The following is a 15,813-nucleotide window of genomic DNA, read 5'->3' as shown; positions in this document are numbered from 1 at the left end:
CGGTGGTTTGTGTAGCGGTGCCGTGTGTAGCGGTGCCGTGTGTAGCGGTGCCGTGTGTAGCTGTGCCGTGTGTAGCGGTGCTTTCTGTAGCGATGCTTAGGGTGGGCGCATGACCAGCAAGACGGACGAGACCCTCGGGTACGAGCAGGCGCGGGACGAGCTGATCGAGGTCGTGCGCCGGCTGGAGGCGGGCGGCACGAGCCTCGAGGAGTCGCTCGCGCTGTGGGAGCGTGGCGAGGAGCTGGCGAAGGTGTGCCGGCGTTGGCTGGACGGCGCGCGGGCCCGGCTGGACGCGGCGCTTGCGGAGGAGGACGGCGAGGAGGAGCGGCCGTCCGGGGCCTGACCGGACGACGCACCGGCGCCTGCCTCAGCGCCTGTTTCGGCGCCACTTCCGGCGCCTCTTCCGGCGCCTCTTCCGGCGACAGGACGGGGCCCGGGTCGGCCAGGGAGCGCGGCAGCGTGCCGCCGAGTGGTTGGCGGCCTGCCGGTGGGTGGGTCGGGGCCGCGCCGGTACATCCGCCCGTCGCTCCCGCGGTCACCTCCGGCGGTCACATGCTCCCGTTGGTGTGCGACCACGTGATCGACGGGCATTTGATGTACCGGCACGGCCCCTTCCGTGCGATCCCGGCCACACCGCCGACACGGTCCAGTCCGTGCGATCCCAACCACACCGCCCACACGGTCCGGTCCCTACCATCCCGGCCACACCACCCACACGGTCCGGTCCCTACCATCCCGGCCACACCACCCACACGGTCCGGTCCCTACCATCCCGGCCACACGGTCCGGTCCGTGCGATCCCAACCACACCGCCCACACGGTCCGGTCCCTACCATCCCGGCCACACCGCCCACACGGCCGGTCCGTGCGACCCCGGTTACACCGCCCACACGGTCCGGTCCGTACGATCCCGGTTGCGCCGTCGGCACCACTCCCTGACGGTACGGGCCTCCCCGGCGCCGCACCCCGGTTGAAGCCCTCTCCGGTCCCCCTCCTGTGAAGCGGATCACCACGCTCCCGTTTTGGTTGAATCTTAAACCGTGTCGGCGTACTGTCGGTGACGTCGGCCGGGTACTGCGGACCGACGGCTCACCACGCACGTCAGAAGAAGGTTGTTGGCAATGTCTCTCGTTCTCGACCCCGCCGCCCAGGACCTGCTGTTCCGCGAGGCCCGTACCGCTAACACGTTCACCGACGAGCCGGTGACCGACGAGCAGGTGCAGGCCATCTACGAGCTGGTCAAGTTCGGTCCCACCGCCTTCAACCAGTCGCCGCTGCGCATCACCCTGGTCCGCTCCCCCGAGGCCCGCGAGCGCCTCGTGCAGCACATGGCCGAGGGCAACCAGCCGAAGACCGCCACCGCCCCGCTGGTCGCGATCCTCTCCGCGGACAACGAGTTCCACGAGGAGCTGCCGCAGCTCCTCCCGCACTTCCCGCAGGCCAAGGACGCCTTCTTCAGCGAGCGCCCGGTCCGTGAGGGCGCCGCCGCCCTGAACGCCGCCCTCCAGGCCGCGTACTTCATCATCGGTGTCCGTGCCGCCGGTCTCGCCGCCGGCCCCATGACCGGCTTCGACTTCGCCGGTGTCCAGAAGGAGTTCCTGGACGACGACCACACCCCGCTGATGATCGTCAACATCGGCAAGCCGGGCGAGGACGCCTGGTTCCCGCGCTCCCCGCGCCTCTCCCAGGAGCAGGTCATCACCACGGTCTGATCCCACAGGTGGATATGGGAGGAGCCCCCGGCTTGCCGGGGGCTCCTCCCATATCCACCTGAGGGCGGTGGCCCTCAGGACGTCCGCAGCGCCTGCGCCATCTTCGTCAGCTGCTCGAAGGACGCCGTGCCGGTCACCACCGTCGTGGAGCCCTTCTCCTTCAGGACCAGGGCGTCGTACTGGCCGCCCCGGTACCGCTGCCAGGTGTGGTCGCCGATCCGCTGGGTCGCCTTCGTCTCCTCGGCGCCCTGGCTGGCGGTGTCGATGAACGTCGACGGCTTCTGGGTGGACTGCTCCACCGCCACGTACTCGCCGCCGGGCGCGCGGTAGCCCAGGTGCCAGGCGTCGAAGCTGTCGCCGCTGAAGCGGACGGAGGTCGCCTTCCAGGAGTCGGACAGGCCCTCGGGGGCCGCCACGGGGTACGAGGCGGCGCGGCGGGCCGTGAGGAGCTCGACGGAGTAGTCCACCCGCTTGAGCGGGGGCTCGCCCTCCTCGTGCGGAATGAAGAGATAGATGAATCCCGCAACGATGCCGATGAGGCCCAGGGACAGCACCATGTCCCGGACCGTCTGCTTGCCTCTCATACCTGCCACGTCCCCTATGGTCGCAGGTACGGTGGCCTGCTCATCCGTGGGCCCCCCTGCTCATTTTGTCCACCTGGGGATAGAGTCGGGACCACCCTCATCCGGCCGTCGTCGTATCAGAAAGGTGCGCTCCGATGACCGAGCATCAGCATCACCTGCCGTCCGAACTCGAAGTTCCCTCCGAGGCCCCCGACCGCAACCTCGCCCTGGAACTGGTCCGGGTCACGGAGGCCGCCGCGATGGCCGCGGGCCGCTGGGTCGGCCGCGGCGACAAGAACGGTGCCGACGGCGCTGCCGTACGTGCCATGCGGACCCTCGTCTCCACCGTCTCGATGAACGGCGTCGTCGTCATCGGCGAGGGCGAGAAGGACGAGGCCCCGATGCTCTTCAACGGCGAGCAGGTGGGCGACGGGAGCGGCCCCGAGTGCGACATCGCCGTCGACCCGATCGACGGCACGACGCTGACCGCGAAGGGCATGACCAACGCGATCGCCGTGCTGGCCGCCGCCGACCGTGGCACGATGTTCGACCCGTCCGCCGTCTTCTACATGGACAAGCTGGTCACCGGCCCGGAGGCCGCCGACTTCGTCGACATCAACGCCCCGGTGGCCGTGAACATCCGGCGGGTCGCCAAGGCCAAGCGGTCCGCGCCCGAGGACGTCACGGTCGTCATCCTCGACCGGCCGCGCCACGACGGCATCATCAAGGAGATCCGGGAGACCGGCGCGCGCATCAAGCTCATCTCGGACGGCGACGTGGCCGGCTCGATCCTCGCCCTGCGCGAGGGCACCGGCATCGACCTGCTGCTCGGCATCGGCGGCACCCCCGAGGGCATCATCTCGGCCTGCGCGGTGAAGTGCCTGGGCGGCACCATCCAGGGCAAGCTGTGGCCCAAGGACGACGAGGAGCGGCAGCGGGCCCTGGACGCGGGGCACGACCTGGACCGGGTGCTGTTCACCGACGACCTGGTCTCCGGGGAGAACGTCTTCTTCGTGGCGACGGGCATCACGGACGGCGAGCTGCTGCGCGGCGTGCGCTACCGCGCGGAGACCGCGACGACCGACTCGATCGTCATGCGCTCCAAGTCCGGTACGGTCCGCGAGATCTCCTCGGAGCACCGGCTCAGCAAGCTGCGGGCCTACAGCGCGATCGACTTCGACCGCGCCAAGTAGAGACCGGACACAGGACACATCACAGGGGCGCCCCCGTGCGGGAGGGCGCCCCTGTCATGTCTGGCCTCCGGGCCGGGTCTCCGGCCGGTCTGCTATCCGGCCGCGGCTATCGTCCCCGCGGTGCGCGCGGCCTTCTTCAGTTCCAGGTCACGGCGGCGGCGCCGGGCGAGCACCACGCGGCGCTCGGCTGCGGTCAGGCCGCCCCACACCCCGTAGGGCTCGGGCTGGAGCAGGGCGTGCTCGCGGCACTCGACCATGACGGGACAGCGCGCGCAGACCCGCTTCGCCGCTTCCTCACGGGACAGCCGGGCCGCGGTCGGCTCCTTGGAGGGTGCGAAGAACAGGCCGGCCTCGTCGCGCCGGCACACGGCCTCCGTATGCCACGGGGCTTCCTGATCCCTTTCCCGCACTGGCGCCCGCTGGGCTGGTACGGCAGCTACCTGCAGGGACTGATGCGGCGGTTGCAGCACGGTCTACTCCTGACGACGGCTTCGCGAGCGTGCCGGGCGCCGCGGACTGGTTCACAGCGCCCTCCAAGAGACGATGCAGCAAGCCCTACCCGCTGTGCGCGTGCCTATGCACTGAGTTCCGAAGGCAAGGGTGTCCGCGGGGCGGGCCGGCCCGTGCTGCTGGGCCGATCCGCCGCCGGAGCCGCCGGATTCACAAGCGTCAATGCCTCAGGTGTTTGCGCAAACCGCGGTCGTCCCGGCCGAGCAGTCCGCGACCGTCCCGGCCGGCGGCCCGGTCGACCCGCGCCGACACATGGTCCGCCACCCGCTCCAGGATGTCGGCGACGAGCCTGCCGCGCTTGGGCCGTGCCTCGACACTGCCCAGGACGGCTATCCCGTCGACGTAGATCACGGGGGCCTCCGGGTCCCGCGAATCGAGCGTGGCCACCTCGAAGTTGCCGAGGACGCCGCCGCCGCTGCCGCGCAGCGTCACGTTCTCCGGGACGCGGACCTCCACGCTGCCGAAGACGGAGAACGCCTTGATCACCACCTGCTGGTACTCGAATATCGCCTCGCTGAGGTCTATCTCCACGCTGCCGAAGATCGCGTACGCGTGGATGCGGCGGCCGGCGCGGCGGCGGCCCTTGCGGACGGCGGCGCTGAAGACCGCCACCACGTTCTCGTCGGCGTCCAGCGGGACCGTGCCCTCCGCGGGGCGGTTCGGCGCGGACACGTACGACGGTGTCGCGCGGCGCTCGTGCGCGGCGGGCAGGTCGCGCACGAAGACGTCGAGCTCGCCCACCGTCTTGGCGGCGAGCACCCCCTCGACCCGCTCGGCGTGCTCCTCCGGGGTGAGGCGGCCCTCGGCGAGGGCGTCGCGCAGGATGTCCGCGACCCGGTCGCGGTCGGCGTCGGAGCAGCGCAGCTCGGTCGGCGGGACGGGCCCGCGGTCGGACGGGGCGGCGCTCTTCTGAAGGTCCACGGCAGCAGCGTACCCAAACGCGATAGATCGCGACTACCCCTTGTCATGACCTGTGGATGAACCCCGGCGAAATCGTCCAGTGTTCGAACTGAGCCTTACCTCACAAGCCCGGCGTCCGTACCACGTCCTACGCTGGTGGGCGCTGCCCATGGAGGCCAGCCGCTGTCTGTGGAAAGAGGAATGGGCGAGATGCCTGAGTTCGCGTACACCGATCTGCTCCCCCAGGGAGAGGACACCACCCCGTACCGGCTGGTGACCTCCGAGGGTGTCTCCACCTTCGAGGCCGACGGGCGCACCTTCCTCAAGGTCGGGCCGGAGGCGCTGCGCAAGCTCGCCGAAGAGGCGATCCACGACATCCAGCACTATCTGCGCCCGGCCCACCTCGCGCAGCTCCGCCGCATCATCGACGACCCCGAGGCGTCGTCCAACGACAAGTTCGTCGCCCTTGACCTGCTGAAGAACGCCAACATCGCCGCCGCGGGCGTGCTGCCCATGTGCCAGGACACCGGCACGGCGATCGTCATGGGCAAGCGCGGGCAGAATGTGCTGACGCAGGGCGGCGACGAGGAGGCGCTCTCCCGCGGCATCTACGACGCCTACCAGAACCTCAACCTGCGGTACTCGCAGATGGCTCCGCTCACCATGTGGGAGGAGAAGAACACCGGCTCCAACCTCCCGGCGCAGATCGAGCTGTACGCGACCGACGGCGGCGCCTACAAGTTCCTGTTCATGGCCAAGGGCGGCGGCTCCGCCAACAAGTCCTTCCTCTACCAGGAGACGAAGGCCGTCCTGAACGAGTCCTCCATGATGAAGTTCCTGGAGGAGAAGATCCGTTCGCTCGGTACGGCCGCCTGCCCGCCGTACCACCTGGCGATCGTCGTCGGCGGCACCTCCGCCGAGTACGCGCTGAAGACGGCCAAGTACGCGTCCGCGCACTACCTGGACGAGATCCCGGCCGAGGGCTCGGCGCTCGGGCACGGCTTCCGGGACAAGGACCTGGAGCAGAAGGTCTTCGAGCTGACGCAGCAGATCGGCATCGGCGCGCAGTTCGGCGGCAAGTACTTCTGCCACGACGTGCGCGTAGTGCGGCTGCCGCGGCACGGCGCCTCGTGCCCCGTAGCCATCGCCGTCTCGTGCTCCGCCGACCGCCAGGCCGTCGCGAAGATCACCGCCGAGGGTGTCTTCCTGGAGCAGCTGGAGACCGATCCGGCGCGGTTCCTGCCGGAGACGACGGACGAGACCCTCAGCGAGGGGGCGTCGGACGGGGACGTCGTCCGCGTCGACCTCAATCAGCCGATGGACGCCATTCTCGCCGAGCTCACCAAGTACCCCGTCAAGACCCGGCTCTCGCTGTCCGGGCCGCTCGTCGTCGCCCGTGACATCGCGCACGCCAAGATCAAGGAGCGGCTCGACGCCGGCGAGGAGATGCCGCAGTACCTGAAGGACCACCCGGTGTACTACGCGGGCCCGGCGAAGACGCCCGAGGGCTACGCGTCCGGCTCCTTCGGCCCGACCACGGCCGGGCGGATGGACTCCTACGTGGCGCAGTTCCAGGCGGCGGGCGGCTCGAAGGTGATGCTGGCCAAGGGCAACCGGTCGCAGCAGGTCACGGACGCGTGCGACGCGCACGGCGGCTTCTACCTCGGGTCGATCGGCGGGCCCGCGGCGCGGCTCGCGCAGGACTGCATCAAGAAGGTCGAGGTCGTCGAGTACGAGGAGCTCGGCATGGAGGCCGTCTGGAAGATCGAGGTCGAGGATTTCCCGGCGTTCATCGTGGTGGACGACAAGGGGAACGACTTCTTCAAGGACCCGGCGCCCGCGCCCACGTTCACGTCGATCCCGGTCCGGGGTCCCGGCCTCGGCTGATCCGATGGAGCAGCGCATGACCGGTCCACCGGAAGAGCACACGGGCCGCGCGCCCGTGTCGCTCGCGCAAGCCGGACAGGCCCTGCGGGACGGGGCGGCCGTGGTGGTCCCCAACCCGGCGCCGCTCACCCACGTCGTCGCCGGCCCCCGCGCCAGGAGCGTGAACGAGGCCAAGGGCCGCCCCGGTGACCAGCCGGTCGCCGTGTGGGCCCACCATCCCGACACGCTGCGCGTCCTGGAGGACATCTGGGACCTGGGCCCCGACCAGAGGGCGATGGCCCGGTGGATGCTGGCACGGGAACACCTCACCGTTCTTGTACCGGTGCGGGACGGCGCCGGTACGCCGGACTGGGCGCCCCCGGCGGTCAAGGACGGCTGGATGCTGCTGTTCGGCGCCCGGTGGGAGCCGTTGCGGCCCCTGCTGGACGAGCACCCGGTGCTGTACGTCAGCAGCGCCAATCGCACGGGCCGCCCGCCCGCCGCCAGTACGGCGGAGGCGCTGGCCATGTTCCCCGCCACCGTCCCCGTCCTGCGGACGCCCCAGCCGGAACCGGGCGTCCCGCACACGGCGACGCCCGGAGTCGAGCGGCGCGCCACGACCACCGTCCGCGTCCGCCCCGACGGCCGTCTGGAGCTCCACCGGCACGGCGCCCAGGACCAGCGCTGGGCCGATCCCGGCGAGTACCTGCGGGAGTTGGAGGCGCGGTACGCGCAGGCCGCCGCTTGAAACGTTGCGCCCCACCCACGTACGGCGGGTCAGGGCCCGACCGCGCTCGGCGAGGTCCCGAACTCGCACCACAGCAGCTTGCCGATCTGCCCGAAGAGGTCGTCGTCGAGGGGCCGGCCGCCCCAGTCGTCCGCGTAATGGCTCACGAGGAACAGCCCGCGCCCGCTCTCGCCGTCCGGCGGCACGACCACGGGGCCGAACGGCCGCGACCCCGGCCCCGGCCCCGGCCCCTGGTCGAACGGAGGCGGGATCCGCGGGTCGGTGTCCCACACGCTCATCCGCAGCCGCCCACCGCCGAGCGCGCGGAGCCTCAGGCCGGACGGCCCTGCGGAGTGCCGGTAAGCGTTGGAGACCAGCTCGGAGGCCAGCAGCTCCGCCGGGTCGGCGAGTCCGCGCAGACCGTGCTCGGTGAGTACGGCGCGGAGGGTGCGGCGGGCGATGCGGGGGGCGCGGGGGTCGTAGGGGAGGTGGAGGGCGTAGGACCAGAGCTCGCATGTTGCAGGCTGCGGCGGGGCGACGGTGACCATGAAGGGCTCCTGGGGTTGGTGTAGTAGAAGCCGCCTGATCCGCCCGGTCGTGCGGTGGCAGTGCCACGTACACGGGTACGCGGTGCGCTTCCGGCTTACCGGTCATGGCGGTTGAACGGCTGACACCGGAACCGTAGAGCCGGAAGTGATAGGTCTACTACCTTGCAGGTGATATCCCATACGGATCCACTCGTGTGAGGGACAGCGGCCGAACCGCCGGTCGAACGTGCGAGAGGAAGCCCATGCCGCCCACCAACACCCCCACCCTGCGTCAGCGACGGCTCGGCGCAGAGCTGCGCAAGCTCCGCGAGCACGCGGGCCTCACCTCGACCGAGGCCGCACGCAGACTGGGGTTGCAACAGGCGCGGTTGAGCATGATCGAAGCCGGGCGCTATCCAGTGAGCGCCGACCGTGTACGAGCGCTCGCCCTCGCGTACGCCTGCTCGGACGAACCGCTCGTGGATGCTCTCGTCGGCATGACGGGCCGACGGGTCCGGGGATGGTGGGACGAGTACCGGGAGCACCTGCCACCCGACCTCGTCGACCTCGCCGAACTGGAACACCACGCCACCGCGCTGAAAGCCGCCTTGGCCATCCACATCCCGGCCCTGCTGCAGACCCAGGACCACGCCCGCGCCATGCTGGGCCAGGCCGTGCCCGCCTTCCGCCCGCACGAGATCGAGCACCGCCTGTCCCACCGCATCAAGCGCCAGACGGTCCTGTACCGCGACGCCCCACCGGCCTACGCAGCGTTGCTGCACGAGGCCGCGCTGCGTATCCAGTACGGCGGCCGGGACACGGCCCGCGCCCAGTTGTCACGGTTGCTCGACCTGAGCGAGGAGGAACACGTCACGGTTCGCGTGATCCCCTACAGCTGCGCGGCGTTCCCCGGGAACGGCCAGTCGATCAACTACGTGCAGGGCACGCGGGAGCAACTGGACACCGTGCAGTTGGACACCCACCACGGATGCGACTTCCTGGACGCCCAGGCTCAGCTGACCAAGTACCGCACTATCCTCGACCGTATGGAAGCCGTCGCGCTCGCGCCCGACGCCTCCCGCGATCTCATCGCCGACATCATGCGGAGCCTGTGAAGCGTGGCCGTCATACTCAAGCGCACCTGGCAGAAGTCGACGTTCAGCCCGGACGGCTCCGACTGCGTCTACGTGGCCACGGCGTCCGACGGAACGATCCTCCTCCGCGAGAGCGACGAACCGGCCGTCGTCCTCAGCACCGGCCCCCGCCAAATCGCCCACCTGATAGCCGCCCTGCGAGGCACGCCCCGTCAGTGACCCGTCGGCACGCCGTACCCCGGGAACAACCGAACCCCCCACTACGCTCTACCAGACATGAGCGACGTGAACGACGACTACCGCATCGAGCACGACTCCATGGGCGAGGTCCGCGTGCCCGCGCACGCGAAGTGGCGGGCCCAGACGCAGCGGGCCGTGGAGAACTTCCCCGTCTCGGGACAGCACCTGGAACGGGCGCACATCGAGGCGCTTGCGCGGATCAAGGCCGCCGCCGCCAAGGTCAACGCCGAGCTGGGGGTGCTCGACAAGGACGTCGCGCAGGCGGTCCAGGACGCCGCGGCGGAGGTCGCCGAGGGCCGCTGGGACGAGCACTTCCCGGTCGATGTCTTCCAGACCGGCTCGGGCACGTCGTCCAACATGAACGCCAACGAGGTCATCGCCACGCTCGCCACCGAGCGGCTCGGCCGCGACGTGCACCCCAACGACCATGTGAACGCCTCGCAGTCGTCCAACGACGTCTTCCCGTCGTCCATCCACATCGCGGCCACCGCCGCCGTCACCCGGGACCTGATCCCGGCCCTCGAGCACCTCGCGGACGCGCTGGGCCGCAAGTCCGGGGAGTTCGCCGATGTCGTGAAGTCCGGGCGTACGCACCTGATGGACGCCACCCCCGTCACCCTGGGGCAGGAGTTCGGCGGGTACGCGGCGCAGGTGCGGTACGGCGTCGAGCGGCTGAAGGCGTCGCTGCCGCGCCTCGCCGAGCTGCCGCTCGGCGGGACGGCCGTCGGCACCGGCATCAACACCCCCGCCGGTTTCTCGGCGGCGGTGATCGAGGAGGTGGCCCGCACCACGGGGCTGCCGCTCACCGAGGCCCGCGACCACTTCGAGGCGCAGGGCGCCCGGGACGGCATCGTGGAGACCAGCGGACAGCTGCGCACCATCGCGGTCGGCCTGACGAAGATCGCCAACGATCTGCGCTGGATGGCGTCCGGGCCGCGCACCGGGCTCGCCGAGATCAGCCTGCCCGACCTCCAGCCGGGCTCCTCGATCATGCCGGGCAAGGTCAACCCGGTCATTCCGGAGGCCACGCTGATGGTCGCCGCCCAGGTCACGGGGAACGACGCGACCGTGGCCGCGGCCGGCGCCGCGGGCAACTTCGAACTGAACGTGATGCTCCCGGTCATCGCCAAGAACGTGCTCGAGTCGGTCCGGCTCCTCGCGAACGTCTCCCGGCTGCTCGCCGACCGCACCGTCGACGGCATCACCGCCCACCGCGACCGGGCCCGCGAGTACGCCGAGTCCTCGCCGTCCGTGGTGACCCCGCTGAACAAGTACATCGGCTACGAGGAGGCCGCCAAGGTCGCCAAGAAGTCGCTCGCCGAGCAGAAGACGATCCGCGAAGTCGTCCTGGAGAGCGGGTACGTGGACCGCGGGGACCTCACCCAGGAGCAACTGGACGAGGCGCTCGATGTCCTGCGGATGACACATCCGTAACAGCAGCCGTCCCGCGGGACGAAGGGTGACCCGCACCGCAGCGTCGTATGCCGCCGGCACCTAATATCTGTTCATGGCAGACGGTCGAGCGGTGAGACGCATGGAGACGGAAGCGAACGGGCCGACGGCTCACTGGGCCCCCGGGGAGCAGATCCTGTGGCGGTACCGGGAGAACGCCGGTGACGCCTTCCACATCTGCCGCCCCGTGACCGTCGTACGGGACGACGCCGAACTGCTCGCGGCCTGGATGGCCCCCGGCACGGAGTGCGTGAAGCCGGTGCTCGCCGACGGCACACCGGTGCACTCCGAGCCGCTGGAGTCCCGCTACACCAAGCCGCGCGCGGTACGGCGCGACCGCTGGTCCGGCACCGGTGTGCTGAAGCTGGCCCGCCCCGGCGACGCCTGGTCGGTCTGGCTGTTCTGGGAGCCGGGCTGGCGCTTCAAGAACTGGTACGTGAACCTGGAGGAGCCGCTGGCCCGCTGGTCCGGCGGCGTCGACTCCCGGGACCACTTCCTCGACATCGCCGTGCGTCCGGACCGCAGTTGGCGCTGGCTGGACGAGGACGAGTTCGCCCAGGCGCAGCGGGTCGGCCTGATGGATTCACGGCTCGCCGCAGAGGTGCGGGAGGCGGGCCGCTCCGCGGTGGAGGTGATCCGCGCCTGGGGCCCGCCGTTCTCGGACGGCTGGCAGCACTGGCGCCCGGATCCGTCCTGGGGCGTACCGTCACTGCCTGAGGACTGGGACCGTACGCCCGCGCATGTGTCCGCATGAGACCCTTGATGCACCCCCCTGGTAGAAACGTAGGATCGTCCTCCGCATCAGACACGGGTCAAGGGTGGTGCGCGGCACCGTCGTTGAGGGGTGGTGGCCCGGTGGCGGGAGGGCACACAGCGGCAACTCCCGCAACATGGGCTTGGCTTGATCACATGTCACCGAGGGGCGGCAGGACGTGAGCGAGGGGTACGAGGGCTACACCGGTACGGCCTGCGGGCGGCCGGGCGGGCTGTCCGCGCCGGCGGCGGCCCAGGCGCCCGCGCCGCGCGGCACGTCCGTCACGGCGACGGCGGGCCGGCCCGGTCCTGATGATGCGGGAATTCCGTTCCTGGGACACGTAATCCGGGTATCGGCATTCCTGCGGGACGAACTGCACGCGCGGCGCGCAGCCCCGGACGGATGGATTCGACACGCGTGACGGAGCACCCGACCTCCCACGAGCGCCGCCGGCCCAGCACCGGCCGGCCGCCCGCCCCCGCGGACCCCCGCGGGGCGCTCCTGCGTACCTCCGAACCGCCGCGGGCCTCCCCGCCCGCGACGCCGTTCGACCGCGAGGAACCGCACGGAGCCGCCGCGTTACCCTCTCCGGCCGACGGCCAGGACACCGGCACGCCACCCTCCGGCCAGGCCACGCCGCCCGGCACCGGTCCCGAGCACTCCCAGCCGGCCGCCGCCGAGCCCGGCACCCATCGCCCGCGTCCCGCCCCGGAAGGCATCCCGGTGCAGTCCATCCAGTCCCCCGACACCGCCGCAGGACCCGACCGCCAGCCCGGCGACCCGGGCCAGGACCGGCGCACCGGGCAGGGCCGCCCGCCCAGCGGTCCGATGCCGATGCGCCGGGACGGCGACCGGCTGCGGTTCGTGGGCGCCGCGACCCGGCGGATCGCCCGCGGCATAGACCTCGACGAGATCGTCATGGGTCTGTGCCGGGCCACCGTGCCCACCTTCTCGGACGCGATACTCGTGTATCTGCGCGATCCGCTGCCGGTCGGCGACGAGCGCCCCACCGGGCCCGTCGTGCTGCGGCTGCGGCGCACGGACCGCATCCCCGAGGAACGGGACTCCGAGAGCGGCTTCATGCCCGCCCTCCAGCTCCAGCCCGAGCCGAGCGAGCTGTCGGCGCTGACCGCCGAGCTGTGCGAGGTGCGCCCCGGCGGCGCGCTCGCCGAGGTGCTGCGCGGCGTCCGGCCGGTCTTCGCGGACGCGCCCGCCGCCCACGCCGCCCTGCCCGAACTGCTCGGCGACAATCTGAACGTGCCGACCGGGCAGCGCGCCATCCTCGCCCCGCTGCGCGGCCGCCGCCGGGTGATCGGCGCGGCGCTCTTCCTGCGCCGCCCCGAGCGCGTCGCCTTCGAGACGGACGATCTGCTGGTCGCCGCCCAGCTCGCCACGCACAGCGCGCTCGGCATCGACAAGGCGGTGCTGTACGGCCGCGAGGCGTACATCGCCGACGAGCTTCAGCGCACCATGCTCCCCGAGACGCTGCCGCGCCCCACCGGCGTACGGCTCGCCTCGCGCTATCTGCCCGCCGCCGAGACGGCCCGGGTGGGCGGCGACTGGTACGACGCGATCCCGCTGCCGGGCAGCCGGGTCGCGCTGGTCGTCGGCGACGTGATGGGCCACTCCATGACGTCGGCGGCCATCATGGGCCAGCTGCGCACCACCGCGCAGACCCTCGCCGGGCTCGACCTGCCGCCGCAGGAGGTGCTGCACCACCTCGACGAACAGGCCCAGCGTCTGGGCACCGACCGCATGGCGACCTGCCTGTACGCGGTCTACGACCCGGTCTCGCACCGCATCACCATCGCCAACGCCGGCCATCCCCCGCCGGTACTGCTGCACCTGGGCGGGCGGGCCGAGGTGCTGCGGGTGCCCGCGGGCGCGCCGATCGGCGTGGGCGGGGTGGACTTCGAGGCGGTCGAACTGGACGCGCCCGCCGGGGCCACGCTGCTGCTGTACACGGACGGTCTGGTCGAGTCGCGGCTGCGGGACGTGTGGACCGGCATAGAGCAGCTCCGCGAGCGGCTCTCGGCCACCGCCCAGCTGACGGGACCGGACCACCCGCCGCCCCTCGAGGCGCTCTGCGACGAGGTGCTCGACATGCTCGGACCGGGCGACCGGGACGACGACATCGCGCTGCTCGCCGCCCGGTTCCACGGGATCGCGCCGAGCGACGTCGCGTACTGGTTCCTGGAACCGGAGGACTCCGCGCCGGGCCGGGCCAGGAAGCTGGCCCGCAGAGCCCTGTCCCGGTGGGGTCTGGAAGAGCTCAGCGACTCCGTGGAGCTGCTGGTCAGCGAGGTCGTGACGAACGCGGTGCGCTACGCGTCCCGGCCGGTCACGCTGCGGCTGCTCCGTACCGACGTGCTGCGCTGCGAGGTCGGCGACGACGTGCCGCAGCTCCCGCGGCTGCGGCAGGCCCGCGCCACCGACGAGGGCGGGCGCGGCCTGTACCTGGTGAACCGGCTGGCCCGGCGCTGGGGAGCGACCCGGCTGAGCACCGGCAAGGTGGTCTGGTTCGAGCTGAACCGGGGCTGAACGTACGACGGACTCGGGGCCGGCAGCGGGCGACCGCCGCCGGCCCCGGCGTGTTCCGGCACCGGGCTGTCCCGGCCCCGTTCTCTTTCGACGGGAACGCCGCGGCCCGGGGCGTGCATGCGTCACCGCCGCACGGGTACGCGCACAACACCTCGGAACCGAACCGAAATTAGACCCCGTCCAGTTCTTGCCGACACCGTGTCGGCGGAGTTGAGTGGACGGACGAACCGACCTGACGAACTCCACTTCGACAGGAGGAACCTCGTGACGCAGGCAGCCGACAAGGCTCCGTACACCACGAACAACGTCGGTATCCCGGTGGAGAGCGACGAGCACTCGCTGACCGTGGGACCCGACGGCCCGATCCTGCTCCAGGACCACTACCTCATCGAGAAGATGGCCCAGTTCAACCGGGAGCGGGTCCCCGAGCGCGTGGTGCACGCCAAGGGCAGTGGCGCATACGGCTTCTTCGAAGTCACCAACGACGTCAGCCAGTTCACCAGGGCCGACGTCTTCCAGCCGGGCAAACGCACCGAGATGCTGGCCCGGTTCTCCACCGTGGCCGGCGAGCAGGGCTCGCCCGACACCTGGCGCGACCCGCGCGGTTTCGCGCTCAAGTTCTACACCGAGCACGGCAACTACGACATGGTGGGCAACAACACCCCGGTGTTCTTCGTCCGGGACACCATCAAGTTCCAGGACTTCATCCGGTCGCAGAAGCGGCACCCCGTCACCGGCCTGCGCAGCAACGACATGCAGTGGGACTTCTGGACCCTGTCGCCCGAGTCCGCCCACCAGGTGACCTGGCTGATGGGCGACCGGGGCATCCCGAAGACCTACCGGCACATGAACGGCTACAGCTCGCACACCTACATGTGGATCAACGGGGCGGGCGAGAAGTTCTGGGTGAAGTACCACTTCAAGACCGACCAGGGCATCGACTACCTCACCCAGGAGGAGGCCGACGAACTGGCCGGGCACGACGCGGACAAGCACCGCCGTGACCTGTACGAGGCGATCGAGTCCGGGAACGCGCCGACCTGGAGCCTGAAGGTGCAGGTCATGCCGTTCGAGGACGCGGCGGACTACCGCTTCAACCCCTTCGACCTGACGAAGGTCTGGCCGCACGGGGACTACCCGCTGATCGACGTCGGCCGGATGACCCTCAACAGGAACCCCGAGGACTACTTCGTCCACATCGAGCAGGCCGCCTTCGAGCCCGCGAACCTGGTGCCGGGCATCGGCCCCTCGCCGGACAAGATGCTCCTCGGCCGGCTGTTCTCGTACCCGGACACCCACCGGTACCGGATCGGCCCCAACTACGCCCAGCTCCCGCCGAACCGGCCGCACGCCCCGGTGAACTCGTACGCCAAGGACGGCCCGATGCGCTACGAGCCCTCCAAGGCCGCCCGGCCGTACGCGCCCAACTCCTACGGCGGTCCCGCGGCCGACTACGGGCGCTTCGGCGACCCCGCGAGCTGGCACGCCACGGGCGAGCTGGTCCGCGAGGCGTACAAACCGCACCGCGAGGACGACGACTGGGGCCAGGCGGGCACCATGGTCAGGAAGGTGCTGAGCGACGCGCAGCGCGACCGTCTGGTGTCCAACGTCAGCGGCCATCTCAAGGCCGACGTCTCGCGGCCGGTCCTGGACCGCGCGCTGCAGTACTGGCGGAACATCGACAAGGGGATCGGCGACCGCATCGCCGCGCGGGTCGACGGCGGCTGAGGCCGG

General features: G+C 71.0%; 15 protein-coding genes. 11 read left to right on the top strand and 4 right to left on the bottom strand.

What is annotated here, in order from left to right; genetic code table 11:
* Positions 1-109: 109 nt before the first annotated feature.
* Together ACFV6E_RS12160 and ACFV6E_RS12155 are read left to right on the top strand one after the other, a co-directional pair.
* Positions 110-343 (top strand): exodeoxyribonuclease VII small subunit, encoded by a 234-nt coding sequence (locus ACFV6E_RS12160; protein WP_385163128.1) that lies wholly within the window; start codon positions 110-112, stop codon positions 341-343.
* A 778-nt stretch (positions 344-1,121) separates the two neighbouring features.
* Positions 1,122-1,712, top strand: coding sequence for a malonic semialdehyde reductase (locus ACFV6E_RS12155; protein ID WP_385177987.1), 591 nt, complete (start codon positions 1,122-1,124; stop codon positions 1,710-1,712).
* A 74-nt stretch (positions 1,713-1,786) separates the two neighbouring features.
* Here the strand turns inward: ACFV6E_RS12155 and ACFV6E_RS12150 are convergent, their stop codons facing one another.
* Complete coding sequence (locus ACFV6E_RS12150; RefSeq protein ID WP_385167628.1) at positions 1,787-2,305, bottom strand: DUF4245 domain-containing protein; 519 nt, start codon at positions 2,303-2,305, stop codon at positions 1,787-1,789.
* 125 nt (positions 2,306-2,430) lie between these two features.
* On the opposite strand from ACFV6E_RS12150, the gene glpX reads away from it, so the two are divergent.
* Positions 2,431-3,468, top strand: coding sequence for a class II fructose-bisphosphatase (gene glpX, locus ACFV6E_RS12145; protein ID WP_385167626.1), 1,038 nt, complete (start codon positions 2,431-2,433; stop codon positions 3,466-3,468).
* A gap of 92 nt (positions 3,469-3,560) precedes the next feature.
* Here the strand turns inward: glpX and ACFV6E_RS12140 are convergent, their stop codons facing one another.
* On the bottom strand, positions 3,561-3,938 hold the full coding sequence (locus ACFV6E_RS12140; protein WP_385167625.1) for a WhiB family transcriptional regulator: 378 nt from the start codon (positions 3,936-3,938) through the stop codon (positions 3,561-3,563).
* 199 nt (positions 3,939-4,137) lie between these two features.
* A complete protein-coding gene (locus tag ACFV6E_RS12135; RefSeq protein ID WP_385167623.1) occupies positions 4,138-4,899 on the bottom strand; it encodes a DUF1707 domain-containing protein in 762 nt (253 codons plus the stop codon).
* A gap of 189 nt (positions 4,900-5,088) precedes the next feature.
* On the opposite strand from ACFV6E_RS12135, the gene ACFV6E_RS12130 reads away from it, so the two are divergent.
* Entirely contained in the window at positions 5,089-6,765 is a 1,677-nt protein-coding gene (locus ACFV6E_RS12130) for a fumarate hydratase (RefSeq protein WP_385167620.1), read from the top strand.
* Between the two features lie 16 nt (positions 6,766-6,781).
* Positions 6,782-7,492: a hypothetical protein gene (locus ACFV6E_RS12125; RefSeq protein ID WP_385167618.1), complete on the top strand. Its 711-nt coding sequence runs from the start codon at positions 6,782-6,784 to the stop codon at positions 7,490-7,492.
* A 29-nt stretch (positions 7,493-7,521) separates the two neighbouring features.
* Here the strand turns inward: ACFV6E_RS12125 and ACFV6E_RS12120 are convergent, their stop codons facing one another.
* Positions 7,522-8,019, bottom strand: a complete 498-nt coding sequence (locus ACFV6E_RS12120) for an ATP-binding protein (RefSeq protein WP_385460903.1) — start codon at positions 8,017-8,019, stop codon at positions 7,522-7,524.
* 242 nt (positions 8,020-8,261) lie between these two features.
* Here ACFV6E_RS12120 and ACFV6E_RS12115 point away from each other — a divergent pair, with 242 nt between their 5' ends.
* From ACFV6E_RS12115 to ACFV6E_RS12090, 6 genes are all read left to right on the top strand, one after another.
* Positions 8,262-9,113 (top strand): helix-turn-helix domain-containing protein, encoded by an 852-nt coding sequence (locus tag ACFV6E_RS12115; RefSeq protein WP_385460900.1) that lies wholly within the window; start codon positions 8,262-8,264, stop codon positions 9,111-9,113.
* 3 nt (positions 9,114-9,116) lie between these two features.
* Positions 9,117-9,311 (top strand): DUF397 domain-containing protein, encoded by a 195-nt coding sequence (locus tag ACFV6E_RS12110; protein WP_385460898.1) that lies wholly within the window; start codon positions 9,117-9,119, stop codon positions 9,309-9,311.
* Between the two features lie 57 nt (positions 9,312-9,368).
* Positions 9,369-10,766, top strand: a complete 1,398-nt coding sequence (locus ACFV6E_RS12105; RefSeq protein ID WP_385167610.1) for a class II fumarate hydratase — start codon at positions 9,369-9,371, stop codon at positions 10,764-10,766.
* Positions 10,767-10,839: 73 nt separating this feature from the next.
* A complete protein-coding gene (locus ACFV6E_RS12100; protein WP_385167609.1) occupies positions 10,840-11,538 on the top strand; it encodes a DUF402 domain-containing protein in 699 nt (232 codons plus the stop codon).
* Between the two features lie 402 nt (positions 11,539-11,940).
* Positions 11,941-14,079, top strand: coding sequence for a SpoIIE family protein phosphatase (locus ACFV6E_RS12095; RefSeq protein ID WP_385460895.1), 2,139 nt, complete (start codon positions 11,941-11,943; stop codon positions 14,077-14,079).
* 264 nt (positions 14,080-14,343) lie between these two features.
* Positions 14,344-15,807, top strand: coding sequence for a catalase (locus ACFV6E_RS12090; RefSeq protein ID WP_385460892.1), 1,464 nt, complete (start codon positions 14,344-14,346; stop codon positions 15,805-15,807).
* Positions 15,808-15,813: the final 6 nt, after the last annotated feature.

Source organism: Streptomyces sp. NPDC059785, from assembly GCF_042732375.1.
Lineage (GTDB): Bacteria > Actinomycetota > Actinomycetes > Streptomycetales > Streptomycetaceae > Streptomyces.
This window is presented reverse-complemented; position numbering and strand designations above follow the sequence as displayed.

What these genes read in the sequence shown, in the direction of transcription:
- ACFV6E_RS12160 (WP_385163128.1), top strand. Translation starts at nt 110, where the DNA reads ATGACCAGCAAGACGGACGAGACCCTCGGGTACGAGCAGGCGCGGGAC.
- ACFV6E_RS12155 (WP_385177987.1), top strand. Translation starts at nt 1,122, where the DNA reads ATGTCTCTCGTTCTCGACCCCGCCGCCCAGGACCTGCTGTTCCGCGAG.
- glpX (WP_385167626.1), top strand. Translation starts at nt 2,431, where the DNA reads ATGACCGAGCATCAGCATCACCTGCCGTCCGAACTCGAAGTTCCCTCC.
- ACFV6E_RS12130 (WP_385167620.1), top strand. Translation starts at nt 5,089, where the DNA reads ATGCCTGAGTTCGCGTACACCGATCTGCTCCCCCAGGGAGAGGACACC.
- ACFV6E_RS12125 (WP_385167618.1), top strand. Translation starts at nt 6,782, where the DNA reads ATGACCGGTCCACCGGAAGAGCACACGGGCCGCGCGCCCGTGTCGCTC.
- ACFV6E_RS12120 (WP_385460903.1), bottom strand. Translation starts at nt 8,019, where the DNA reads ATGGTCACCGTCGCCCCGCCGCAGCCTGCAACATGCGAGCTCTGGTCC.
- ACFV6E_RS12115 (WP_385460900.1), top strand. Translation starts at nt 8,262, where the DNA reads ATGCCGCCCACCAACACCCCCACCCTGCGTCAGCGACGGCTCGGCGCA.
- ACFV6E_RS12105 (WP_385167610.1), top strand. Translation starts at nt 9,369, where the DNA reads ATGAGCGACGTGAACGACGACTACCGCATCGAGCACGACTCCATGGGC.
- ACFV6E_RS12100 (WP_385167609.1), top strand. Translation starts at nt 10,840, where the DNA reads ATGGCAGACGGTCGAGCGGTGAGACGCATGGAGACGGAAGCGAACGGG.
- ACFV6E_RS12095 (WP_385460895.1), top strand. Translation starts at nt 11,941, where the DNA reads ATGGATTCGACACGCGTGACGGAGCACCCGACCTCCCACGAGCGCCGC.